This is a genomic window from Neobacillus niacini, from assembly GCF_023715785.1.
GTDB lineage: Bacteria > Bacillota > Bacilli > Bacillales > Cytobacillaceae > Neobacillus > Neobacillus niacini_E.
Map to the genome: position 1 here is coordinate 249,899 of NZ_JAMBOX010000003.1, position 24,105 is coordinate 274,003.

The window sequence follows — 24,105 nt, forward strand, 5'->3', positions numbered from 1 at the left end:
CTCTATTCCCCTTGTTCGTTTAGATTTTTTAATTCATTATCAATCATTCTTATTACCATCTCCGCCTGGCGAATCCCAAACTCCAGTGTAAACCGCTTATAATGCTCCATGTCTGAACTGCATGATTCAGCAATTCTTGTTAAATTGTCATACATTTCCTGATTCTTCTCCCGTTCCTCCTCCAGCCATTCCACGATTTTTTCCTTAGTGGTAAACCGGCCAAAAAAGATGCGGATCAGGATATCCGACCTTGTGATGGTTGGATTAATCGGACTGTCCAGATATTGCTGGAACTGTTCCCTTCCACTTTCCGTAATGGCATATAAATTCTTATTTGGTTTACCTTCCTGCTGAATGACCTGTTTTTCAACGAGTCCCTCCTTTTCCATTTTTCTTAATGCCGGGTAAATCGCCCCGAATGATGCTTCGAAAAAATAGGAAACAGAATTCTCCATCATCTGCTTAATGTCGTAACCGCTCATTGGCTCCTCGTATAGGAAGCCGAGTATCACATCTTGTATATTCATTTTTTTCACCTCAATATTATTGATGTTTATATTATCGTTGTTAATATGATTGTTGTCAATATAATAATTGGATTTTTTTCAAATAAAAACTCCCGCCTGAAAACAGGAGGGAGTTTAGGGTTAAGCCTTCACCATTTTGGGTCCTATGTGGTTTACCGCCCCACTGCGGTTTTTCTTTATAGACCTTTCGATAAAATAAAGATGGATGATCAGCGAAAGAATGACTGTAACCGGGAATCCAATCGCTAAGCCGAACAGGAAGACAAATAACCCTACCAATATCCTGAATGTAACAAAGACAAGGGTTACGGCATAACTGCGCATCATCCATTCCTGATGGCTTTGGACGTTTCGTTCTTTAATCCGCTTTAGACCCATGAAGGTCGTGACAAACCAGGCAACATCAAGAATTAAGAACGCGATGGTACTGCCAAAACCTCCAGTCGCATAAAACGCCAGGTAAATTCCGGCCGGGACGCTGAGAAATATGGATCCGACATAAATCTTGCCGATCATTCGGTGCGTTTTGATTTTTTTTCGGCTCTTTTTCAAAAACTGAAATGGCCCAAGGATTATAGCGATAGCGCCTGTCAGGATGTGAATGTAGAAAAATATCTTCCAGGTATTGAACGTAAAACTCGGATTTTCCAGTTTCCCGGCTACAATCCCGGCTTTCCGCGGATCGTTTATACCGTACATAAATACGATATACCCCATAAACGCAATAATGATAAAGTAACCAACCCATAGCTTCCAGTTTATTTTTTGTTTGACCATTTTATAATTTCCCCCTTTTAAGATACCCCTTTTATCATTGCTTCCACCTGAAATCTAATTAACCCATCAAAGTCTGACCAGCCAAAATCCGGAAAGGTAATCAGTAAGGCGGTAATCCCGTGAAGTGACGCCCATAACGACTGTGAAACTAACTGAACCTCATTCTTTTTTAACACACCCTCATTCATCGCCTCGGCCACCAACTCGGTTAACAGTTGAAAACCTTTGGTTCGGTCATCCTCGTCTATGATGATTTTTTGCAGCAAATGGAGGTTTTCGATGAAAATGAGCCGGTAATAATCCGGGTGGCTCAGCCCGAAATGAATGTAGGCATTGAGCGAGGCTTTCAATCGAGATAAAGCATCCTCCTCACTCTTTGCTACGCCTTCTTTTAAGCTGTTGAGGAATATCGAATAGCCGTTCATTAGCAACTGTTTCAGAATTTCTTCTTTACTGGCAAAATAGTTGTAAATGGCAGTAGGCGAATATTGGATTTTCTTGGCGATTTTCCTCATCGAGACATTTTCATAGCCATCCGATAAAAATAGCTGTACCGCCGCCTCAATAATTTCCTGCTTCATCTCTTTTATTTCTTTTTTGCGTCTTTCATTTGTGCTCATTTTTTTATATCCACTCTCCAGATCCATATAGGTTAACAACGTTAATTTAATTTACGCTGTTAATTGTACACCCGTATACAAATTTTGCAAATACTTTTTTTGCCAAAAATAAAAAAAGACAGGAATTTTATATCCCGTCATTCCCCAATATTGTTCTCAAACCATTCCTGGAGTTCGTTTAATGAGGTAAATGTGAAGATTTCCTCACCATTTTGGCCGTTATCAAAACCCGTGTTTCCTCGTAGAGTTATTTGTCCTTCATCCTCTGAGACCAAGATCGCATATGGGTGTTTTACGTTTATGTATCTGGAATCTAAGTCGTTATCAATCCAGTTTTTGCTTCGTAAAAAAGCATCGCAGTGTTCCATCTAAAAAACCTCCTTCCCTATTATTGTTCCAAAGAAATAAAAAAAGAGACAAAAGTAAATTTGTCCCTTAAAGATTTTTTTCAATAAATTGGAGGCGAAAACCGGGAAAATCCGACTGCAACTCTCCATTAAATTAAACCATTTGCCCTATTATATGGAATGTTTGAATTTTTCAGCATTTTAGGTATTATAATATTTAGTGAATCGAAATATTATCCAGAAAGAAGTGTTTCGGCGTGAATCAGCAGGAGCGAGCAAAACGCAACCTGGCGATTATGTGGTTTGCCAATTTCTTCGTGGCAGGAAGTATGACAATGGTTCTGCCTTTTATTTCTTTATACATTGAATCGTTAGGCAATTTTACGGAAAAATATGTCCAGCATTGGTCAGGGTTGACGTTTGCCGTTACCTTTGTCTCCGCATTCATCTTCTCCCCAATCTGGGGCAAAGTCGGCGACCGTTACGGCAGAAAGAAAATCCTGATGACTTCAGCCTTTGGGATGGCCGTATCGATTTTATTGATCGGATTTGCACAGTCTGTTTGGCAGTTATTCATGCTGCGGTTTTTTATGGGCTTTTTCGCGGGCTTCATTCCGATGTCCCAGGCATTTATTTCCACGCAAACGCCAAAGGAGATTGCCGGCCGGGTTCTTGGAACCCTGCAAACGGGAAGCATCACAGGTTCGTTATTTGGACCAATGCTTGGTGGTGTGCTGGCCGATACATTTGGATATGCAGACACTTTCAAGTGGACATCACTTACGATTTTCCTTTCGGCTATCCTGGTCATCGCGGCGAAGGAATTTCGCATCGAAGTGAAAGCAGGAACGAAAACTCATTACACTAGCAAGGAAGTCATGCAACATATTATCCGAAATCCGGTGCTGCTTACCGTTCTGCTTATCTCTGCCCTTGTCCAGGTTGCCCACTTCAGCATTCAGCCTATTTTATCGTTATTTGTCAGTGAACTTCATGGCCCAGCGAATATCGCCTTTTATTCTGGTATTGCTTTTTCCGCAGCTGGCTTGGGCAATCTGCTGATGTCGCGGAAATGGGGGAAAATTGCCGATCAGTACGGCTATATTAGGATATTGGTCATTCTGTTATTCCTTGCCGGGATTATCTACTTGCCTGGGGCTATCGTTTCAAATCTATGGCAATTGGTGGCCATCCGCTTCGTTTTAGGTGTTGCCATCGGCGGGATTATTCCAGTGAGAGTTGCCTATATCCGTCAGGAAGCCCCACTAGCGATGCAGGGCGAAGTCCTCGGTTACAACAACAGTTTAAGGTTTCTGGGAAATATTATCGGACCGGTGTTTGGCGGGTTTGTTTCTGGCTATCTCGGGTTCTCGGCAGTATTTATCAGTACGAGTGCCTTATTAATCATAAGCGGGGTGATTTTGCTGATATCGATGCATCGCCATCCGAAGCTTGCAAAACACGCGGCTTAGATCAAAAGAGGGTGAGACTGCATGTGGTCCACCCTCTTTCATGTTTTACTGTGCTCGTAACTGCAGCTCATAAACTTTAAGATTCCCATAAACGGCTTCCAAGACTGGAACAGATATTCCTTTTCTTTTAGCAATTTCCAACAGAAATCCTTGCAAGTGGTCAGCCTCAACCTGCGCCAGCTTCTCCATGTCCCTTTGCATAGATGATTTCATTGGATATGCCAGCGATTCTATTTGGTTCATGATGTTTGCTTCAATGTCCTCGGGCAGTGGTGCTCCTGCAAGTTTCGCCAGGGAGGCAATTTCATTTAACAGCAAAGCGAGTGTCGCACGGCTGCTTGGCACTTCTCGAATAGGTCCGACCGGTGACCGCATTAATGTGGTAATCCCTGAAAGCGTGGCGATAAACAAATATTTATTCCAGTTATCCCGGTTAATAATGTCACTTAACTGATAGCCCGTGTTTGTTCCGCTAAATGCCTCTTCAATTTTTAAAATTCTTTCTGTCCTTTCACCAGAGCGTTCCCCAAATACAATGTCGTGTTTTGCGCTAGTATGAATGATTTTTCCGTCCTTGTCCAAAGTCGATTCAATAAAACACAACCCGCCAATGATGCGCTCTTTCCCAAATTCGTCATTCAGGCGATCAAAATGATAGATTCCATTCAACAGTGGAAGAATCGCTGTCCCCTCTGTGACATATTGCTTAAAACTAGCTATCGCCTCATCCAAATGATAGGCTTTCACAGACAATAAAATTAAATCAAACGGCCCTGCCTCCTCGCCGGCAATCAACGTTTTTGGCGTAAGGACCATGTTCCCATGAACACTCTCAATCACCAGACCCGTTTTTTCAAGCTGTTTCTTCCGCCCCGCTCTTACCAAAAAAGTGACATCTTCACCCTTTTCTGCAAGCCGGCCTCCAAAATAGCCGCCAACCGCACCAGCTCCAACTACTAAAATCCTCATTAACGTTCACCCCTATGTATTAAAACCTTCAATATATTTAGTATAATTCAAATTTTAATAGAGCAGAAGAAAAAGAATATATGCGGAACTGAAAACCTCTCAGCCAATTAAATGGTGAATTTTTTTATCTGTATACATAGACAATCCTCTTCTTATTAAGAATAAAAGGATAATGAAGGAAATGGTGGTTTATTTTATGGAAATGCAGCCATTAAGCGAAGTTGAAAAGTTGGCATTTAAAAAGGTGAAAATCTTTAGGCAAAGCCTGTTGCGGTATATTTTGCGGTCGATGCTCGCCAGTATGTTTATCGGTTTCGGTGTGATTGTTGCCTTTAAAACCGGGAATTATTTTTATACAGAACATTCCCCATTGACCTACCCAATGGCGGCGATTACTTTTGGCGCGGCCATCATTTTAATTGCCTACGGCGGAGGCGACTTATTTACAGGCAACACCTTTTATTATTCCTATGCGGCATTCCGCAAAAAAATGGCATGGCGGGAAGTAATCAAATTGTGGATCAGTAGTTATATCGGCAATATTTTAGGGGCAGCAGTGTTTGCATTCCTGATTTACACCACCGGTCTGTTTGCTGAATCCACAGTAAACGGGTTTTTATTGAGTGTGGTTGAAAAGAAGATGCAAGTGCCGACGGTTGAGTTGTTTTTTCGCGCCATCCTTTGTAACTGGCTCGTCTGCCTGGCCTTCTTCCTGCCCTTGGGTCTAAAGGGAGATGGACCGAAAATGTTTGCGATGATGCTGTTTGTGTTTTGCTTTTTCATTTCCGGATACGAGCACAGCATTGCCAATATGTGCACCTTCGCCATTGCCTTAGTATTGAATCATCCCGGCACAATCTCATGGGGCGGAGTCATTCACAACCTGGTTCCTGTTACCATAGGCAACCTGTTTGGAGGCAGCTTGCTCATGGCTTGGATGTATTATTTCGTTAACAAGCCGTTTTTGGATGATGATGAAAATGGTCCGAATTCCCTTGAAAAAGGATAATCGACAAATTTCCAGGCAGGTACAATATCTTCGCGATATCGACAATCAACGGTAAAAGGCTGTCATCAGCAATTCCAATGACAGCTTTTTATTAAAAATTCCATATTGTCTTATAAGCTTTTCTCCAGGCAAAAACCGTAACCACAAGGAGCAGGAATAAGTAGATAATTACTCCGAACGGAATCAACGTTGCCACGAAATGAAGACCGATGAATCCCCCAACCAAAAGCAGCGCCAGAAATATTTTCAGCCCGCCGCTTTGGGCAGCATCCTCGAAGGATTCGGAAAATGGAAGTGTCCCTTTTAAAAACAGTGAACAAACGACCGTGTACAGGATAGATGCAATCAGAACTACCAGTAGGTCCGGAATCATTTTAAAACCAAACATCCCCACAAAAATCACACTTAAAATGAAAAAGATGGGGAAAAACAGGTTTACGATAAATACCTTTAGCGCTGCACTATACAGTGATGCCAACTCACTGATTGGCGCCGTTTGATAAATCCAAGCTCCTTTGTACTTCCCCGAATATCTCAGCATGGCAACAGCGTTTGGAATCATCACACTGCAAAAATAAATGGCAAGATACCATTTACTCGAAACCAGGTTGGCATACGAGTTCATTTGAATTTCATTAAACATGAATATAAACGGAAAAACTAAGGCCATCCCTAAAGCCGGATACACCTTAAGACGGAATTCCCGCTCATTTCGCATCATATTGTCGGCAAAGCGAAAAAAGAGCCTCTCTTCTTTACTGCGGCAAATAACTCCTGCAAGCCAATTTTTCCATTTGCGCTCTTTCCGCTTGCTCTCACCGCTTTGGTTGGCCAGCTTTTGCAAATTACTTTCAAATGAGGGCATCATCCGGCTGTAAATGATGATGGATAACAGCGGGATTGCCACAGCCAGTAATGAAAATGCAATCAGATACAGGCTTGATTGCTGTCCCAAGATCAGTTCATATGGTGCGGCAAACCAAATGGGCGGAACAAAAAATTGCCACCAGCTTGGGGTAAAGGTAATATTCATATCCACAAAATTAAACGCCCGGACGACAACCTGATACCCTACTGCAATTGAGATCGACAGCCCAATTTGCACGTAATTGATGATATCTTTCAGCTTTTCCCCATCAAAGAACCGTAAAATGAAATAATAGATAATCGAAGTTAACACGACGATAAAAAGGTTAATGAGAATTAGCCCTGCCAAGGTTAAAAGCAAAAATACAATTCCATGTCGTATCGTCCCGGCAATTAGCGGCGCTGTGGCAATCGCCGCGGTCAAAAAGAAAAGATAGATGGCGATATGGATCGTTTTTGCGGCAGTGATTGTCTTTTTCCCAATCGGTTTCGTCCCGAGGATTCCCTTGTCACGAATATCGAGAAGCACGTTGGAAAAATCGGAAATCATCGAGGTCATCACGAGAAACATGATGACGCCAAAAAAAATGCTCATTTGATACATGTAATACTTGCCAAAGACAACCAAGGGAATGAGCATCACACTAAGAAGCGCATACATACCCAGCGACTTGATAAACCCATTTTCTTCAGGTTTATTCTTTTTCTTTGCCTGTTGATTAAAAATAGTCGGTGTTCTGCGCCCATCCATCGTAAGTTTGACAGCAAGGATTTTTCTCATGATCGGATAATCGATACCCGAGCGTTCAAATAAGCCGCTAAATAAATCGAGAATCTTTAATGTTCGGAAGTCTTTCACGGTTACACCTCTTGAACGATGGAGACAAATTCCTCAGCTATCGCCTTATATTGATTGAAGCCTGTTAACTGATTAAAGATTTGCTCAAGTGTCCCTTCCCTGTTTTGCTCCCTTAATTCATTGAAACTTCCATCAGCGACAATTTTTCCATCGTTGATCAAGATGATGCGGTTGCTGATTTTCTCGACTACATCCATGATGTGTGAGGAATAGAAAATCGTTTTACCCTGGGCTGCCAGCACCGCAAGGATTTCCTTGAATACCATCACACTATTGGCATCCAGCCCGCTTAACGGCTCATCCAAAAATAGCAAATCCGGGTTATGTAGTAAACTTGAGATAATCAGAACCTTTTGCCGCATTCCTTTCGAATAGGAGGCAATCCGTGAATGATATACCTGTTCCAAGCCAAAGGCCTCCATCAGTTTCTCCGCTTTATAATCTGCATCCCGATGGTCCAACCCATATAATTCCCCGACAAAGGTTAGGTACTCCATCGCCGTGAGATTATCATAGAGTTCGGCAATTTCCGGCACATAGCCAATTCTTCGTTTATAATCGACGTTATTATCGGAGATTTTATCACCAAAAATTTCTATCGAACCGGAATAGTCGCCTTCAAGACCAAGGAGAATCTTGATGGTGGTGCTTTTTCCGGCACCGTTTGGCCCGATATACCCGATGATTTGTCCGCTTTCGACCGCTAAATCAATCCCTTTTAAGACCTGTTTTGCCCCATAATTCTTTTGTAAATCCTTTAAAACTAGCACTGTTTCCTGGATGGTCATCACCTTCTCCATTGTTTTATAGTTTTATATTAGCATAATTTTCCTGTGGTTTTACAAAAAAATGGCTGGTACTCACCCAGCCATTTTATTTCTTACTAAGATAATAGACATAAACTTTGATCATGAAATAACTGACTTCTTCGGGAAGCAGTTCCTTAATGGGCTTTAAACGCTCCCGGCCAGCTTCTGCGACCGCTTTTTCTAAAAGCGGCAGGTATTCTGTTGGAATAAGCCTTGAAAAATCAACATCCATCCGCTGTTGAGCGCATTGCAGTATATGAGCTTCCACAGTACTGACAGCAAGTTCACGTTTTTCGGCGATTTCCTGAATCGACAAATGCTGTTGATGCAAGCTAAGCGTCTCCAAGTGAGAATCAGTTACGGCTTTTTTGGCTGGCTTTTTCGTTGCAGCCTGCACCGGTTCGATATCACTCTGATAATCCGGGTTATTTTGCAAAAACTCCCTGACCGCCTGAATAAACTGGAGGCCGTATTTTTGCAGCTTATGTTCTCCTACACCGCTTACCTGTAAAAATTCTTCGCTTGTTTTTGGCAGGCTTGCGCACATATCCTTGAGAGCAGCATCGGAAAAGATGACGAATGGCGGCACATTTTCAGTATCGGCGATTTGTTTGCGGACTGCCCGTAATTCTTCAAATAATGGGTCCGTCTTGGAGACTTGCTTCACCTGGACGGTTTCTCTGCGTTGGACTGGCAATTTGCCAAGTAACACATCTTTTCCCTTTGTAGACACATAAATGGTGGGGAAGGTTCCCTGCTCAATGGCCAGTAACTCCTGCGAAATTAAAAATTCGATAAAATCGCTGACATCCTTGGCACTTTTGTCCTTCATGATTCCATAGGTTGATAGCTTGTCGAACTGGAGCTCGGTCACTTTTTTATTTTTCGAGCCCGTTAATACTTGAGCGGTTAAGTTTTTGCCAAAGCGCTGTCCCATCCGGATGACGCACGACAGGACCATTTGCGCCTCTTTTGTCACATCTATGCTCGTTCTTAAGTCAGTGCAATTTCCGCATCGGCCGCAATGTTCCGTTTCCGTTTCACCAAAATACTGCAGAATAAATTCCTGCAGACAGTTTTCTGTATGGCAGTAGTCAACCATTTGCTGTAGTTTTTCCAACTCTTGCTTGATACGACCTGGGTCACTCGATTGGTCAATCAGAAAACGCTGAATCTGCACATCCTGCGGAGAGTACAGCACGATACATTCGCTGGCAAGTCCGTCACGGCCCGCACGACCTGCTTCCTGATAATAGCTTTCCATGTTTTTTGGCAGCTGCAGGTGAATACAGTAACGGATATTGGATTTGTCAATTCCCATTCCGAAGGCAGAGGTGGCGACCATAACCGATGCCTGGTCTGTCAGAAACCGCTCTTGCTCATTGGCGCGATCGGCATCCCCCATACCCGCATGATAACGGGCAACGTTGATATTTACTTTCCGAAGACGTTCATAAAGGGTGTCGACATTTTTCCTGGTCGCTGCGTAAATAATCCCGGCCTCTTTGTCGTTCTTTTTAAGATAATCGAGCAAATATTTAATCCGGTCCTGGCCTTTAATGACGGAGAATGATAAATTTTCCCGTTCAAACCCAGTGATAATCGTATTTTCCTCGTCAATAGCGAGCAGGCTGCAGATGTCCTCACGTACTTTCGGGGTTGCAGTTGCCGTTAAGGCGAGGACTTTCGGTGTTTGGGGCAGACTAGTGACCATTCTCTGGATATGTCTGTAGCTTGGGCGAAAGTCATGGCCCCATTGGGAAATACAGTGGGCTTCATCAACGGCAACGAGTCGGATGTCCATGTTTCTTAAGTCCTCGATAAAATCTGGAGATTCAAGGCGCTCCGGCGCTATGTACAGCAGTTTATATTCTCCTTGTTTGGCACTGCGGATCCGTTCATTTGCCTCGGAGTAGCTTAGCGAGCTATTGATAAAGGTTGCTGGTATACCTGCTTGAATGAGAGCATCGACCTGGTCCTTCATCAGTGAAATTAGTGGGGAAATCACGATGGTGGTTCCCGGCAGGATGAGGGCAGGAATCTGGTAGCAAATCGATTTTCCGCCGCCGGTTGGCATCACACAAATCGTATTGTTTCCGGCAAGGACGGATGTGATTGCCTGCTCCTGGCCAGTTCGGAAGGAATTGTAGCCGAAGTAGGATTGCAGTAGTGGGAGTGCTTTTTCAAACAAGATGGTGGTCCTCCTTTCAATTTATAGATGTACTATCCTATTATACCGTTTAAGTCTTCGGATTTAAAAAGAAAAAATAGCGAGGACAGTTCAGCATAAATTCAACCAAACTTGTCCCCAAATTTACTTATTTATCCACGCTGCAGCTGAAAGTCTGCCACTAACTCGCCAATTACCTCTTTTCTAGCATTCCTTAATTGCGGACGGTAGTGACTCATCAATTGCCCGATTTGGCCCTCAGTTAATAGATTTAGCTGCTTTAGCACTTCGACAGCGGCCGGATATACGGCACGGCTATTCCCATCTTCAATTTTGATGGCAATACCAAGCCCTGTTTCTAAATCTCCAATGGTATAGACAGCCTCCGCCCCTACTTTTCCAATAAATCTGCCTTGCCCAACTCGCATGAAATCGGAGCAAAAGCGGTCGGTTCCGCCAACCATTTCAGGTGCATTTACCATCGCTTTAGTAACACGTTTAATCGCTTCACTTCGTTTTTCCGGCAGTCCCTTCGGATTAGCCAGCCTTGCATATCCATAAGCTATTTTTTCGAGCGGCAGTCCGTGAACCGGGACACCACATCCATCAATCCCGATTTCGATTTTTTCCTTCGGGTATTCTGTCATCTCGCTCACAGCCGCCAGAATCCGTTGCTGAACAGGGTGATCCAGTTCGTAGTAGTTTTCGAGCGGTTCGTCCATGTGCTTTGCCGTCACGAGCATCCCGGTATGCTTCCCCGAGCAGTTGTTAAATAAAGGGGTCACTTCTTTCCCTTCACGGATCAACTCTATGTATCTCTCTTCCCAGCGCGGTGGGTGGGTTCCGCATTTCAAACAGGTTTCTCCAAGCCCTGCCCGCGCAAGAATGGACAGCACCCGGTCCGTATGCATTTTTTCGCCATTATGGGAAGCGCAGCATAGCGACAGATCAGCGGCGCTTAATTTATAATGTTCGGCAGCGCCAGTTTCGACTACTGGGATAGCCTGAATCGGCTTCATTGAAGACCGGGCAAATACCACTGCATTGGGATTCCCGGCATAATAAAGCAATTGTCCTTTGGCATCCACAACCGCAATATGTCCATAATGCACACTTTCAATCAAATTACCTCTGGTTACATTTATTAAGCTGGTAGAATTCAAGTCTCTCATCCCTTAATTAAAATTCACAATCTTATAAATTATTATGGAATAAATTTACCCTATAGACAATCCATTTTTCGTTCCTTAAAAATATCCATATATGAAACATTTTCCAAACATAATCGTATGAATCAAAAGAAAGAGATATTTTTAGGGGGAGAGTATATGAGCGAAAAGGGTTGTATCAAGTGTGGCAGCAGGGATGCTGGAACAAAGGAAGTGGCCATGACAGGAACGGGGCTATCGAAGATCTTTGATGTTCAAAAAAACACGTTTACGGTTGTTTACTGTAAGAAATGCGGTTATTCGGAGTTTTACAATAAGAATACATCTACTGCATCAAATGTCCTTGATTTCTTCTTTGGCGGTTGATGGAAAAAAGTGAAATAGGGGACGGCATTCTAGCTGTCCCCTTTTAGTGCCACACCTGATGGACCTTTCTACTTATTCGTTGACCCCGGGCTAAACAATTCCTCCAGCTGCTTCCTGAGAATAAATTTTTGGATTTTTCCGCTCGCATTTCGCGGCAGGACTTCGCAGAACACATATTTGCGCGGGCGCTTATAGTTTGCCAGGCTGTCGCTGTTTTTGCAATACTCGTCGAGATCCTGCTCCGTGATATTTAGGTCTTTTTTCACGACAAACGCCGTTACGGTTTCACCCCAGCGGTCATCCGGTTGCCCGATAACAGCAACATCAAGGACACCCTCATGGGCGTGCAAAACGTCCTCCACCTCGCGCGGATAAATATTTTCCCCGCCGCTGATGATCATGTCATCGACCCGGTCATTGACAAACAGGTAGCCCTCGTCATCAAGATAACCGATATCACCGGAATGATACCAGCCCTTATACAATGCTTTCTCCGTTGCTTCTTCGCGGTTGTAATAACCGACAAGCATAGAAGGTCCCCTAACGATAATCTCACCGGGTTCACCAACCGGCATAATGTCGTCCGGTTCCGATGGCCCGTCTTCTCTTGTGCGGACAACCCGAATTTCATGATTTAACCCGGCCTGCCCTGCCGAACCAACTTTTCGCAGCTGGTCTTTTTCCGACAAGAAGGTAATCGCCGGCCCCATTTCCGTCATTCCATAGGCCTGAATCAAGCCAATTCCCAAACGGTTGTGTAGGGCACGAACCAAAGCTGGAGCCATTGGGGCCGCACCGTACAATCCCAACTTCAAGCTTGAAGTATCAAATTGACTTAAATCTTCTTGAAGAAGCATGTTCCACATCGTTGGGGCAGCAAAGAATTTTGTGATTTTTTCTTGCCCCATTAACGATAGAATTACCTTTGGATTAAATTGATGCAAAATAACATTTTTCGCGCCTACATTTACCCGCGGCAGGAAGGCGCAGTGCAGTTCTGCACAGTGGAACATCGGTGCTGTTACAAGACCGACATCTTCTTTTTCCAGCTTTTGCGCAGCGATACATAACATACTCTGTTCGACCATATTTCGATGGGTATGCATGACCCCCTTCGGTCTTCCTGTCGTTCCACTTGTGTAAATAAACGCATAAAGATCTGTTTCACTCACATCGACAACAACTTGATCAGATGAGGCGGCGGCAAGTTTTTCTTGGTAGTTGGCGGCATAGGCTGGAGTTTCTTGGTCAATGAACCAAAATGAGGTTTTGTCGAATCGGCTTGCAATAGGCTCAATGACTTGCTCCAATGCTTTTTCAAAAATAACTACCTTGGGGGCGGCATCGGACAAAATAAAGGCGACTTCTTCAGACATGAGACGGAAATTGATTGGATTGAAGATGGCACCAATTTTGGCACAGGCAAAAAAGGCTGTTCCTAGTTCTTCGGTGTTGAACATGAACGTCGAAACGCGGTCGCCTTTTTTAACGCCTTCTTTTTGGAGCGCATTGGCCAGGCGATTCACTTGTTCGCTCCACTCCTTATAGGTGTATCGGACGTTTTTTCTTACATCATAGAGGGCTTCTTTGTTGAGGTACTTTTCCACTGTTAAATCAAAAATTTTACCGATTGTTGTTGTCATTGGATCGCCTCCGTAATATATTGGGGAAGGCAATCGGCATAGTGACCGATTGCCTTAATTCCATTATTCAACACCTTTTTTTCAATTTTCTATAATCCTAGGTTCTTGGCAATGATCGTTTTCATGATTTCATTTGTACCGGCATAAATGGCGCCAACCTGAATGTCACGGAAGCGTCTGGCAATCTCATACTCTTCCATGTAGCCATAGCCGCCGTGGAGCTGCATGCATTCGGAAGCAATTTTTTTGGCATTGTCGGTTAACTTCCATTTTGCCATCGAGACTTTGGTCACCACGTTTTTCCCTTCAATATGCTCAGCAATCAATTGGTCCAGGAAGGCCCGGGTCATCTGAATGTCGGTAGCCATTTCTACAATTTTAAACTGAGTGTTTTGGAACTGGCTGACCGGCTTGCCGAATGCTTCACGGCTTTTAACATATTCAATTGTTTTTTGCAGCATGACTTCAGAGGCGGTTTGTGCCCCAATCGCCACAAGCAGCCGTTCCTGCTGGAGCTTTTCCATCAAATATTGGAACCCTTTGCCTTCTTCGCCAAGCAGATTTTCCTTTGGCACGCGGCAGTCTTCAAAAATTAATTCCGCCGTGTCCTGGGAATGGAGCCCAACTTTGTTCAGTTTGCGGCCCCGTGAAAACCCCGGGGTATCCCTCTCGATAACTAGCAAGCTGACCCCTTTATGCTTCGGCACAGCCTGAAGGTCCGTTTTCACCGCGACTACAATCAGGTCAGATTGAATGCCGTTTGTGATAAACGTTTTTTGTCCATTCACGATATAATGGTCGCCATCAAGCTTGGCTGTTGTTTTGATGTTGGCCAAATCAGAACCCGTACCTGGTTCCGTCATCGCGATAGCGGTAATCGTTTCGCCCGTCACGCACTTCGGGAGCCAGCGCTGCTTCTGCTCCTCCGTTCCGTAGGCAGTAATATACGGTACAACGATATCATTATGTAGCCCAATTCCGATTGTTCCGGTTCCCACTTTTTCAAGCTCTTCATTGATGACAACGGAAAATCCCCAATCGACTCCGCTGCCGCCGTATTTCTCATCGATGTCCGGACACAGGAAGCCCTGTTCCCCCATCTTCATCCAAAACGAACGAGGAATCATTTGCTCCTCTTCCCATTGCTCATAGTAGGGATATGCTTCTTTTTCCAAAAACTTTCTCAATGACTGGCGAAAAATTTCGTGGTCCTCGTTTAAATAGGGGTGTTTCATATCTATAAACCTCTCTTTCCAATGAAATCGCTTTCCAAATTGCGGATTATTTACGCCTTACGTCTATTCTATCAAAGGTTTAGATTTTTTTGAATTTTTAAACTGTTTATTTTCAGAAAAAATAGATACAGTTGTTACCATTTTTTTATAAATCGGCTATCATTAACTTAGACAGAGTTGAAAAGGAGTAATGAAGGTGCAAAGGAGAAAATTAGTTATTACCCATAATCTTGAACAAAACTTGCTTAAAGAAATAAATGAAATCATACCCGACTGGGAAGTCATTGCCGGCAAAGACAAAGAAGTGTGGCAGGATCATGTGAAGGATGCTGAAATTATCGCCGGCTGGAAAAAGGGGCTTGAGGAATATTGCTTGGCGCCTGATGCCAAACTGAAGTGGCTGCAAAGCTGGAGTGCCGGTGTCAACGCCATGCCGCTAAGCCAATTGGAATCGAAAGGCATTTTTTTAACAAGTGCCAATGGGGTTCATGCCTATCCGATTTCTGAAACGATTTTCGCCTTAATGCTCGGGCTGACGAGAAAAATTCATACATATGTAAAAAATCAGCAAGCTAAAACCTGGCACCATGCCAATATGAATCTTGAAATCCATGAAAAGACCATTGGGATTATCGGCGTTGGAGCCATTGGAAAGGAAACCGCCAAAATTGCCAAGGCATTTGGAATGAGGGTGCTTGGTGTCAGGCATTCGGGCAAACCTGCCGAAAATGTAGATGGGATGTATACAACAGCGCAATTGGATGAAATATTGCCACAGTGCGATTATGTGGCGGTAACACTGCCATTAACAAAGGATACCCGCCACTTGTTTGGTGCCAACCAGTTTCGGCAAATGAAACCCACTGCTTTCATTATTAATATCGGCCGCGGGGAAATAGTGGTCGAGCAAGAACTCATTGAGGCATTGCAGAATGGAACGATTGCCGGTGCCGGACTTGATGTGTTTGAAAGGGAGCCATTAAGTGCGGAAAGCCCACTATGGGACATGGAAAACGTCATCATCACACCGCACACCTCCGGGTCTACACAGCATTATAATCAGCGGGTGGTTGAAAACATCCTGATTCCGAATCTAAAAAACTATCTTTCCGAAGAGGAACCCGGTGTCAATCTCGTGGATTACAAAAAAGGATATTAATAAAGCAGGGCTGCTTATTATTGAGCAGCCCTTCTCTTTATATTTAGATGACATCCACATTTTCAATATTTCTAAAAGAAAAGTAGGCGATAGCGCATCCGATTATCGCTAGGGCGATTGGTATAACGATAAATGTAACCAAGTTTACCCCATTAACGGTTGAATTGATTAATGATACCATCACAATGGCCGATACGATCGGAGCGACAGTCGATTTTTTCCGCATCCCAAAATACAGTGGAATCAGCGCCATGCCGGCAGAGGCAATCGCTTCTAGGGTCATCGTAATCAAACTGTCGGTTAACACCTTTCCTGTTAAAGCTTCTGGCACAAAGTGCAAATAGGAATCGACGAGATAAAAGACACTGCCGATCAACAAATTCGATAAAACAATCGTTAAAAATGTAAAGCTGGCCACAATAGCTAACTTGGCGATAATTATTTTTTTCCGATTAATCGGGTAGGTGAACATCAGGGAAATCGAATTGCTTCTGTATTCATCTATGATCAACTTGGATATGAGCACAGCGGCAAAGATAATAAATACAGGCCTGATGATACTGCCGATTACGCCGAATGCCATTTCATAATTTTCATAGGCCACTACCCCTTCAACCTTTTCACCATAATAGACCAGGCAAAGCATTGCCATGATTGCAAGGTTGGCAATCGCCACACCTTTAAGATAAGAAAATAATTTATACTTCTTTATTTCAAGACTGATTAATTTACGCACTGATACCGCCCCCATTAATTAATGTTAAGAAATAATCTTCAAGCGAATGATTCTTCTTATTGATTTCCTCAATCATCACGCCATTCATAATAAACGTTTTGGAAATTTCGCCCTGTGTCACACGGGAATCATAAATTCTCATCCGCGTTTCATCGATTACTTTATAATTTGTAATCCGCAGAATATCCTCAAGCACATACACGGCCTTGTTCATATCACTAACCGCAAGTTCAATGTACTCGGTATTTTGCTCGCGAATCTCGTTCATCGAAACTTCTTTAATTAGTTTTCCGTCGCTGATGACGCCAATCGTATCGGCAATTTGCTCCATCTCTCCAAGGATGTGCGTGGAAATGAGCATCGTAATCCCATACTCCCGGCTAAGCATATGAAACAGATCACGCAGTTCTTTAATTCCGACCGGGTCCAGGCCATTAATCGGTTCATCAAGGATCAACAGCTCTGGCTTGGTAATGATTGCACGGGCAATTCCTAGCCGCTGCTTCATCCCAAGAGAAAATTCCTTTACCGATTTATTTTCGATATTTTTCAATTTAACTAAATCCAATGCCTGGTCAATTGCTTTTTTATCGTAGTAGCCCATATACTCGCAGTGCAGCTCGAGGTTTTCGCGGGCCGTTAATTTATCGTAAAAAACGGGATATTCGATAATGCTGCCCATTCTTTTAAGGATTTCATATGAAGTGTTCGTAAGCTTTTCACCAAAAATTTCAATTTCCCCGCTTGTTGGTTTCACAAGATTGGTTAGCATCCGCATCACTGTTGTCTTTCCTGCCCCATTCGGTCCTAGAAACCCGTAAATTTCCCCTTTTTTCACCTTCATATTGACATTTGAAACAACTTCCTTGCCTTTATAGGACTTAGTCAGTTGATTTGTTTGAATGATGTAACTCATTTTTTCCAGCTCCCTTTGTTCTTAACTGATTCTTATTCTAGACTGCAAAATTATCTTTTTTATTAATCAAATCTTACGAAATTCTTAAGAAATTAGAAAAGCGGAAGCGCCTTGACCAGGGGCTTATGACCCCGAGCTCCTAGGCGCTGCAGCTAGACAAGTAAAAGGGGGGCTCCTATCGTTTGAACTCCCCCCTGATAGTTAGTATGTAATTCGATTCAGCTTGACTGTAAAGGTCGTTTTTTCATATGGCTTGCTGGCAAGCAAGATTTCCCCGCCCATTTTCTCAACGAGCCGTTTGGTGATCGTCAGCCCGAGGCCACTGCCTTGATATTGCTTATTCCGTGAGTCCTCAAGCGTGTACATCCGTTCAAACACTAAATCCTTGTGGAGCTCGCTTATGCCTTTTCCCTTATCAATTACATCGACGTAAACGGACTGCTCATCACCTCTTAATGTGAGACCGATAAATTTGCCGCCTCCGCCATATTGAATGGCATTGGAAATTAAATTATTCAACACGCGATCAAGCTCTTCCTCGTTCCCAAGGGCATAGAGGTTTTCATCAGGGATATCAATCGCCACCTCAAAACCTTTTGTTGAAAGCACCTCGTAAAAGCCTAAAATATTTTTTCGGCACACTTCATTCATGTTCACTCTTTTTAAAGGGATATCCTTATCACCCGATTCTAGCTTCGCCAGATCAAAGAACCTATTAATCAACTCGAGGACCTCTTGGGATTTCCCATGAACTTTGGACAGCAGCTCCCGTGTCTCCTCCGAACCTCGCCCTGGATCATTTAGCATGATCTCGACATACCCCAACACCACCGTAAGCGGCGTTTTTAAATCATGCGAGATATTGGAGAGCATCTTGCGCATTGACATCTCTGTCTTATTGTAGGTAGCCATAACTTTTTGATTTAGTTCCAGGAGACGGTTGATTTCGATTAATATTTTTTTCAATTGTTCTACATCCGTATGGACCAACAGTTTTTCATCGGTTTTCGCATCAATGATCTTTTTCAGCTTTTCGTGGACATAGGTTAAATTTGCAGTCTGGCCCTTTCTCGTTTTATATTGAAAAAAATTAAGGCCGATTAGAGCCGCAATGATGATAGACAGAAAAATAACCATCGTTTAAAACTCCCCAAGCTTATAGCCAATACCCCATAAAGTTTTAATATATTGCGGTGACGATGGATCGTCTTCAATTTTCTCTCGCAATCTTCTCATATGTACGTTAATCACATTTTCGTCGCCATAATAGTCGTCTTCCCATACCAGGCTATAAATCTGTGCCTTTGTGTAAACCCGGTTTGGATGGGAGATAAATAGCTTTAGAATTTGAAATTCCTTGGCAGTAAGCTTAATTTCCGTCCCGCATTTTTGTGCCGAGAAATTGTCCAAATCAAGCGTCAAATCGCCAACAGATAGCACTTTTGTTTCTTGCTCGGGACGCGAATAATGTGTTGCTCTGCGGATGGCGGCCTTTACTCTGGCGACAAGTTCAATCATCGAAAACGGCTTTGCTATGTAATCATCGGCGCCAAAGCCCAGCCCTAACGCCTTATCCAAGTCCCCGTCTTTGGCAGACATAATCAATATCGGAATCATGCTTTTTTCCCGAATGATTTTTAAAAATTCCATTCCATCCAGCTTCGGCAGCATTAAATCGAGCACAATCAAATCAAATGAGTCATTTGCAAATGTTTGCAGTGCCTGTTCACCGTCATATGCCGCCGTGATTTCAAATCCCTCTTTAATGAATTGGCTTTTCACCATATCACTGATGGCTGTATCATCTTCTACTAGTAAAATTTTGTGTTGCAATTGGTCCACACCTTCCGTACTAAAGTCCTATAAATAAATTCCATATTCCCCATTAGAAATCCTTTAATTCTCCTTAAAAAAGGAGTCCAGTGATAATAATATTAATTGGATAAAATTGTAAATAGACGAAAGAATTGTACCATTTTATGTTAAAATATTTATAGACTTTGCGTGTACAACCGGAAGTTCAGTTTAATTAGTGCACCTTAATTGGAAATAGGGGATGTACAAACTGAAAAGAAATCAAGGGGTGACCAAATTATAATGATAACAAATAAAAAAACAGGCAAAAGCAAAAACTTGTCGGGTCCTGAACTGGTAGCAGAGTTTTTAAACAACCTTGAACATCCACTTAAAGAAGTAATAGAAGCGGTTCGAAAAATAGTTTTAAGCACTGATCATAAAATTACTGAACATATTAAATGGAATGCACCTAGTTTCTGTTATGAAGGTGAAGACCGAATGACATTTAATCTTCACGGAAAAGGTTATATTCGACTCGTATTTCATTGTGGTGCTAAGGTAAAAGACCGAAATACCATTGAACCTCTGATTGTAGATACTAGTGGAATATTAGAGTGGCAAGCAGTTGACAGAGCTATAATGAAATTTACTGACAAAAATGACGTAAAAGCCAAAGAAGAAAAACTGAGGGAAATAATAACTAAGTGGATAGAGGTAATTTAAGAATATTAGGGACCGCAATTTTGGGTCCCTAACAAGTTTAATATTAATTTTCTCTCCTTCGCTTAATCATCATAGCCCCGCCGGCTAATACCAGTATACCGCCCAGTGCTAAATAGTTGTACAAGGCTGTCACAGTATTTGGCAATGAATGCCCTTTTCCATTTGTTTTAGAAGTTGGAGCCGGAGCAGGCTTGTCCTTATTTTGATCAATGGATGCAGGTGTTGGATTTGGCTTGTCATTTCCATCACTGCCAGGTGTAGGGTTTGGTGTAACGCCATTTCCGCCGCCAGGATTTTGGGAATCCTTTGTAATGTTAGTAATCTCAATAACTACCAATCTTTCCTGTTATGTTGTAAAGGAAGACAACAGCAAAAGGATTTACTTCTTTGATTTTAGCAATAATTTTACCGATGTTTGTGCCGATTTTCTCTGCCGTTCCCCCTTCGCCAATAATAGCTTGTGTTGCTGCTCCAATCTGTTCTGGCTTGATTATTGCATTAGGATTCTCTTTTAGGATATTTAAGATTACTGCAACCTCAGGTGTATTGATTGCTGTCAATAATTCCTCTGACTTCCAACCAGGGAAACTGATATTTTGGGTAACTATCGAACCTCCATTCCCAATTAAATAAGGGAAAGCCAAAGGTGATGGTTTAGTCCGGTCTTCTTGAAGATTCCATCCATATGTAATTAATATACGATACTCAATAAATATTTTTATAATATTAAGAAAAAAGACCTATGGTAGTTTATTAGCATAAACATATGACTGCATTCCTTTCTTGGCAGTTTTGACTAGTTATCTAGTAATATTGTCCTCATTGAGCCTTCACGAGGACAGTTTTACGATTTTTCGACCGGCTTTTGTCCTCAAGGAGCCCTCTTGACGACACTTTCACGATTTTCGGACCTGCTTTTTTCCTCAAGGCTAAGTTCAAAAGCCCAAAAAAAGAAGATGCCCCACTAATATAAGGACATCTTCCCAACACCATCAATACACCGTCTGCATTCCTTTCCCGGCCACGGTTATCCATTCGAACTGGCGCAGGCGCAATTCGAACAGAGTCAGCGGGTCGCGGAATAACTCTGGATTTGTATTCAATTTCCGCAGGATTTCCTGATTGGTTTCGACCTCTGAGCGGGTCTCTGCAACAGCACGATTCAAGACCGCCAACGGGCTCTTGAAGAACAAACCAATATCACGCTCCAACGATTTTTCAAACAGCTCAAACGGCTGGAAAAATTGGCGGCTGACCTCTTTGGCCACATCCAGGTAATCCTCGCCCTCGACAAACGATTTATACTTGTTGTAAACCATCGATTTATTTTGCGATAATGCCCCGAACAGCTTGCCGGCGCTTTTTAATAAAAATTGAGACGGGGTCCGCTTTAACAAAATATTGACGGACTCAAGCTGAAAGCGGCTGGTGAGCCGGTCGATATCACGACGCCAATCATCAAGCACCTTGAAATCACATTCGAGTTTTAAATACTCTTCCCCATACATTTGATTGAAGGCGTCACCCAGCTCCAATAGATTTTCTTGGCTTTGAGTGAATTCCGTGCGGCAGCTCTTAAGCCATTCCAAAAGCAAATGGTAGTACTTCGGCATGACCTGCTGCTCTACATAATCCTGCAGCCGATTGTTCATTTCATGATTTAAATTCAAATGAATTGTGCTAAAATTGCTATCCTCTTGGATGAGCGATGAGCACTCCCGGAGCATTTTCGGTACAGACTCAAAAATTTCAGCTTCCATCTGTTCTTTAATATCATGATAAAGCTTGGAAACAGCCCGCGATTTTTGCACCGCAGTATCATTTAACTGATGGGCAGCACCATTTAGCTTAGCGTTCATTTCCTCATTCCAGCGCACCGTCTCGATTAATTGGTTCTCGACATCAAGCCTTTTTTGCAGCAATGTGGCAATTGTGATTCGAATAAAATACAACAGTTTTGCCAATCGTTTATCTTCAAGGTTTCTTGTAGTCTTCATTGCGCCCATTAACTGCTGAACATCCTCAGGCTGCATAGCGCAGTCGGATTGCGAAGAGCAGGCAAACACCAAGGCATCCGGCAAATACTCCCGAATCGCCGACTTCGTCTCCTTTACGAGCAGCTGCGCCTCATGTTCACCGACAATTGTATCCATTTTTGCAAGCAGGAAATGAACAGGAATATCCGGCGCCAACATCTGAATCTGCTCCACAGCGGCTCGCTCTTTGTCCGTAAACGGTGCTTTGGCATCCATCACAAACAGTACCGTGTCGGCCACCTGAAGATATTTTAAAACGTCATAGTTGTCTTGTTGATTCCCATTTAACCCCGGCGTATCAATAAAAGCAAGCTTATTGTTCTGCAAAAATTGATTTGGCAGTTTGAATTCGATGATGGATTCCAGCGCATTACGGAGCCGGTCCATTCGTTCCTGAAATTCACTAAACCCGGAAAGCTCGATGATCTCCCCATCGGTAATTTCACTGATTTCGAATTCCTCTGCATCCTTAAAGAGTACCACGGAGGAGGTTGGACTATCCTGTAAATCTTCACCGAGTATCGTGTTGATAAATGATGATTTTCCGCTGCCGCCAAGTCCAGCAACTATCACATGCTGCGTGTCAAAATCGACAAGCTGGTCAACCACCCATTTCATCCGGTTGTTTTCGCCTAAATCATGTACGGCAGCCCAGTCAGTAATCGATTCAAATAGTGTCAGGCACTCCTCTAGTTCATCGATATCGGCCTCAGTCACACTGATTAGTCTTTCCGCCTCTTCAACAATCGTCATGCTTAAGCTTGCCGGAAACAGTTCGTTCCAAGATAGCACTGCAGCCGATGCCAATACCACATGGACAGGGGCAGCTAGCCGGACCCAGTTCGTCAATAAATCAGGAATGAAATCCTGCAGTTGTTTAATCAGGTAACCGCCGTTAATATAGCCAAAATACGTTTCTTTATGAAGCCTTGAAAGCTCTTGCCATTTCCCGTCGCTTTTTTCCAAATCCAAATTCAGCAGTAGATGATTGATTTCTAGGATCCACGTATAATAGGAATTTTCATTCCGATAGCTGTTCCATAATGAGGCTGCCAGTTCCTCAAATCTCTGTAAATCAAGGCTGAACAATGTCACCAAAGCCTGTGAAAAATAGCTCGGTGCGTGCCCCTTCGTTACACCCTCATTCACGTAGCTTTTCAGTGTCTCAAACCATTCAGGCGATCCGGTCCGTTTGGCTTCATTTACAGCCAATTCTATCGCATTATCCCAGTCCCCGCGCTGCTCAAAAAACTCACGGGCAATTTCAGTCAGATTTGGGTAATCTGGATTGGCGTCTATCGCTTTTTTAATTGTCGAAATTGCCGCATCGATTTTCTCCCGCTTGAGATAAAGCGAAAATAACTTTAACGCCACTTCCGCGGATAACGTTGGATTATCGATTTCAATGGCTGTATAGATATCTTCTGCCGTTGATAACATCCCCAACTCGTAATAGGCATCGGCCGTATTTTTTCGGGCCCATGGCTCGAGTTCATTGATAATGCTTTCCCATTTAAAAATGGCCGCTTCATAATCCTTATGAAGAAAATAGACCTCGCCTTGGGCAAAACGGATCCGGGTCAAATCAGGCAAATCCTTCTGCGCCTCCTCCTGGAACGCATCGCCCAGCACCTGAATTGGATGTATCGTTTCATGCTCATTGATGAACATTTTATAAAAGGTTTTGTCCTTTAATTGCTGCTCGATCGTCATTTGGTTTCCCCCCATTGCACACACTCTCTGTCATTCATATGGAAAAGAGGCAAAATTATTCCTCATACTATTCGACGAAACTATCTCATTTAAGTCCCAATTCTACAATTCTAGCAAATGATCTTTATTAAATTGTATCATAAGTGTTTCATTCATAAGACAAAAAGGGAGGCGATGAAAGCCCTC

Annotated in this window: 23 protein-coding genes; 5 read left to right on the forward strand and 18 right to left on the reverse strand. The window is 43.0% G+C overall.

All coding sequences use genetic code 11. The annotated features are described in order from the left end of the window. Positions 1-2: 2 nt before the first annotated feature. From M3234_RS08835 to M3234_RS08850, 4 genes are all read right to left on the reverse strand, one after another. On the reverse strand, positions 3-527 hold the full coding sequence (locus tag M3234_RS08835; RefSeq protein ID WP_262304369.1) for a PadR family transcriptional regulator: 525 nt from the start codon (positions 525-527) through the stop codon (positions 3-5). Positions 528-647: 120 nt separating this feature from the next. Next, positions 648-1,304, reverse strand: a complete 657-nt coding sequence (locus M3234_RS08840) for a DUF2306 domain-containing protein (protein WP_262304370.1) — start codon at positions 1,302-1,304, stop codon at positions 648-650. A gap of 17 nt (positions 1,305-1,321) precedes the next feature. Continuing rightward, positions 1,322-1,924 carry a TetR/AcrR family transcriptional regulator gene (locus tag M3234_RS08845; protein WP_262304371.1) on the reverse strand — a complete coding sequence of 201 codons (603 nt, stop codon included), beginning with the start codon at positions 1,922-1,924 and terminating at the stop codon, positions 1,322-1,324. A gap of 137 nt (positions 1,925-2,061) precedes the next feature. Beyond that, positions 2,062-2,292, reverse strand: a complete 231-nt coding sequence (locus M3234_RS08850; RefSeq protein WP_262304372.1) for a hypothetical protein — start codon at positions 2,290-2,292, stop codon at positions 2,062-2,064. Between the two features lie 275 nt (positions 2,293-2,567). Here M3234_RS08850 and M3234_RS08855 point away from each other — a divergent pair, with 275 nt between their 5' ends. After that, on the forward strand, positions 2,568-3,743 hold the full coding sequence (locus tag M3234_RS08855; RefSeq protein WP_285858363.1) for an MFS transporter: 1,176 nt from the start codon (positions 2,568-2,570) through the stop codon (positions 3,741-3,743). A 45-nt stretch (positions 3,744-3,788) separates the two neighbouring features. On the opposite strand, the gene M3234_RS08860 is transcribed toward M3234_RS08855, so the two are convergent. Further along, positions 3,789-4,712, reverse strand: coding sequence for a ketopantoate reductase family protein (locus M3234_RS08860; protein ID WP_262304374.1), 924 nt, complete (start codon positions 4,710-4,712; stop codon positions 3,789-3,791). Positions 4,713-4,908: 196 nt separating this feature from the next. Between M3234_RS08860 and M3234_RS08865 the strand changes: the two genes are divergently transcribed. Further along, positions 4,909-5,721 (forward strand): formate/nitrite transporter family protein, encoded by an 813-nt coding sequence (locus M3234_RS08865; protein WP_262304375.1) that lies wholly within the window; start codon positions 4,909-4,911, stop codon positions 5,719-5,721. 91 nt (positions 5,722-5,812) lie between these two features. Here M3234_RS08865 and M3234_RS08870 read toward each other — a convergent pair whose 3' ends face one another. The 4 genes from M3234_RS08870 to M3234_RS08885 form a co-directional block, all read right to left on the reverse strand. After that, positions 5,813-7,447, reverse strand: coding sequence for a hypothetical protein (locus M3234_RS08870; protein ID WP_262304376.1), 1,635 nt, complete (start codon positions 7,445-7,447; stop codon positions 5,813-5,815). A gap of 2 nt (positions 7,448-7,449) precedes the next feature. Further along, the gene (locus M3234_RS08875; protein ID WP_262304377.1) at positions 7,450-8,235 is read right to left on the reverse strand and encodes an ABC transporter ATP-binding protein; all 786 of its coding nucleotides are present in this window, start codon (positions 8,233-8,235) and stop codon (positions 7,450-7,452) included. An 85-nt stretch (positions 8,236-8,320) separates the two neighbouring features. Next, positions 8,321-10,447: a DNA helicase RecQ gene (recQ, locus tag M3234_RS08880; protein ID WP_262304378.1), complete on the reverse strand. Its 2,127-nt coding sequence runs from the start codon at positions 10,445-10,447 to the stop codon at positions 8,321-8,323. Positions 10,448-10,578: 131 nt separating this feature from the next. Then, the gene (locus M3234_RS08885; RefSeq protein ID WP_262304379.1) at positions 10,579-11,589 is read right to left on the reverse strand and encodes an asparaginase; all 1,011 of its coding nucleotides are present in this window, start codon (positions 11,587-11,589) and stop codon (positions 10,579-10,581) included. A gap of 165 nt (positions 11,590-11,754) precedes the next feature. Between M3234_RS08885 and M3234_RS08890 the strand changes: the two genes are divergently transcribed. Then, positions 11,755-11,961 carry a zinc ribbon domain-containing protein gene (locus M3234_RS08890; RefSeq protein ID WP_262304380.1) on the forward strand — a complete coding sequence of 69 codons (207 nt, stop codon included), beginning with the start codon at positions 11,755-11,757 and terminating at the stop codon, positions 11,959-11,961. 68 nt (positions 11,962-12,029) lie between these two features. On the opposite strand, the gene M3234_RS08895 is transcribed toward M3234_RS08890, so the two are convergent. Then, positions 12,030-13,604 (reverse strand): fatty acid--CoA ligase, encoded by a 1,575-nt coding sequence (locus M3234_RS08895; RefSeq protein WP_262304381.1) that lies wholly within the window; start codon positions 13,602-13,604, stop codon positions 12,030-12,032. An 89-nt stretch (positions 13,605-13,693) separates the two neighbouring features. After that, complete coding sequence (locus M3234_RS08900) at positions 13,694-14,839, reverse strand: acyl-CoA dehydrogenase family protein (RefSeq protein WP_262304382.1); 1,146 nt, start codon at positions 14,837-14,839, stop codon at positions 13,694-13,696. Positions 14,840-15,035: 196 nt separating this feature from the next. Here M3234_RS08900 and M3234_RS08905 point away from each other — a divergent pair, with 196 nt between their 5' ends. After that, the gene (locus M3234_RS08905) at positions 15,036-15,998 is read left to right on the forward strand and encodes a D-2-hydroxyacid dehydrogenase (protein ID WP_262304383.1); all 963 of its coding nucleotides are present in this window, start codon (positions 15,036-15,038) and stop codon (positions 15,996-15,998) included. A 43-nt stretch (positions 15,999-16,041) separates the two neighbouring features. On the opposite strand, the gene M3234_RS08910 is transcribed toward M3234_RS08905, so the two are convergent. The 4 genes from M3234_RS08910 to M3234_RS08925 all read right to left on the reverse strand — a co-directional run bounded on the left by M3234_RS08910 (position 16,042) and on the right by M3234_RS08925 (position 19,483). Next, the gene (locus M3234_RS08910; protein WP_262304384.1) at positions 16,042-16,734 is read right to left on the reverse strand and encodes an ABC transporter permease; all 693 of its coding nucleotides are present in this window, start codon (positions 16,732-16,734) and stop codon (positions 16,042-16,044) included. Continuing rightward, complete coding sequence (locus tag M3234_RS08915) at positions 16,727-17,650, reverse strand: ABC transporter ATP-binding protein (RefSeq protein WP_262304385.1); 924 nt, start codon at positions 17,648-17,650, stop codon at positions 16,727-16,729. Before M3234_RS08915 ends, M3234_RS08910 begins: the two co-directional genes overlap by 8 nt. 201 nt (positions 17,651-17,851) lie before the next feature. Continuing rightward, positions 17,852-18,787: a sensor histidine kinase gene (locus M3234_RS08920; RefSeq protein WP_262304386.1), complete on the reverse strand. Its 936-nt coding sequence runs from the start codon at positions 18,785-18,787 to the stop codon at positions 17,852-17,854. Positions 18,788-18,790: 3 nt separating this feature from the next. Further along, complete coding sequence (locus M3234_RS08925) at positions 18,791-19,483, reverse strand: response regulator transcription factor (RefSeq protein ID WP_285858339.1); 693 nt, start codon at positions 19,481-19,483, stop codon at positions 18,791-18,793. A 264-nt stretch (positions 19,484-19,747) separates the two neighbouring features. On the opposite strand from M3234_RS08925, the gene M3234_RS08930 reads away from it, so the two are divergent. Beyond that, complete coding sequence (locus tag M3234_RS08930) at positions 19,748-20,170, forward strand: DUF1801 domain-containing protein (RefSeq protein WP_262304387.1); 423 nt, start codon at positions 19,748-19,750, stop codon at positions 20,168-20,170. A gap of 43 nt (positions 20,171-20,213) precedes the next feature. Here the strand turns inward: M3234_RS08930 and M3234_RS08935 are convergent, their stop codons facing one another. From M3234_RS08935 to M3234_RS08945, 3 genes are all read right to left on the reverse strand, one after another. Continuing rightward, the gene (locus tag M3234_RS08935) at positions 20,214-20,507 is read right to left on the reverse strand and encodes an LPXTG cell wall anchor domain-containing protein (RefSeq protein ID WP_262304388.1); all 294 of its coding nucleotides are present in this window, start codon (positions 20,505-20,507) and stop codon (positions 20,214-20,216) included. Continuing rightward, entirely contained in the window at positions 20,494-20,730 is a 237-nt protein-coding gene (locus M3234_RS08940) for a hypothetical protein (protein ID WP_262304389.1), read from the reverse strand. The genes M3234_RS08935 and M3234_RS08940 overlap by 14 nt, the downstream gene beginning before the upstream one ends. A 432-nt stretch (positions 20,731-21,162) precedes the next feature. After that, positions 21,163-23,919 (reverse strand): dynamin family protein, encoded by a 2,757-nt coding sequence (locus tag M3234_RS08945; RefSeq protein ID WP_262304390.1) that lies wholly within the window; start codon positions 23,917-23,919, stop codon positions 21,163-21,165. Positions 23,920-24,105 lie beyond the last annotated feature (186 nt).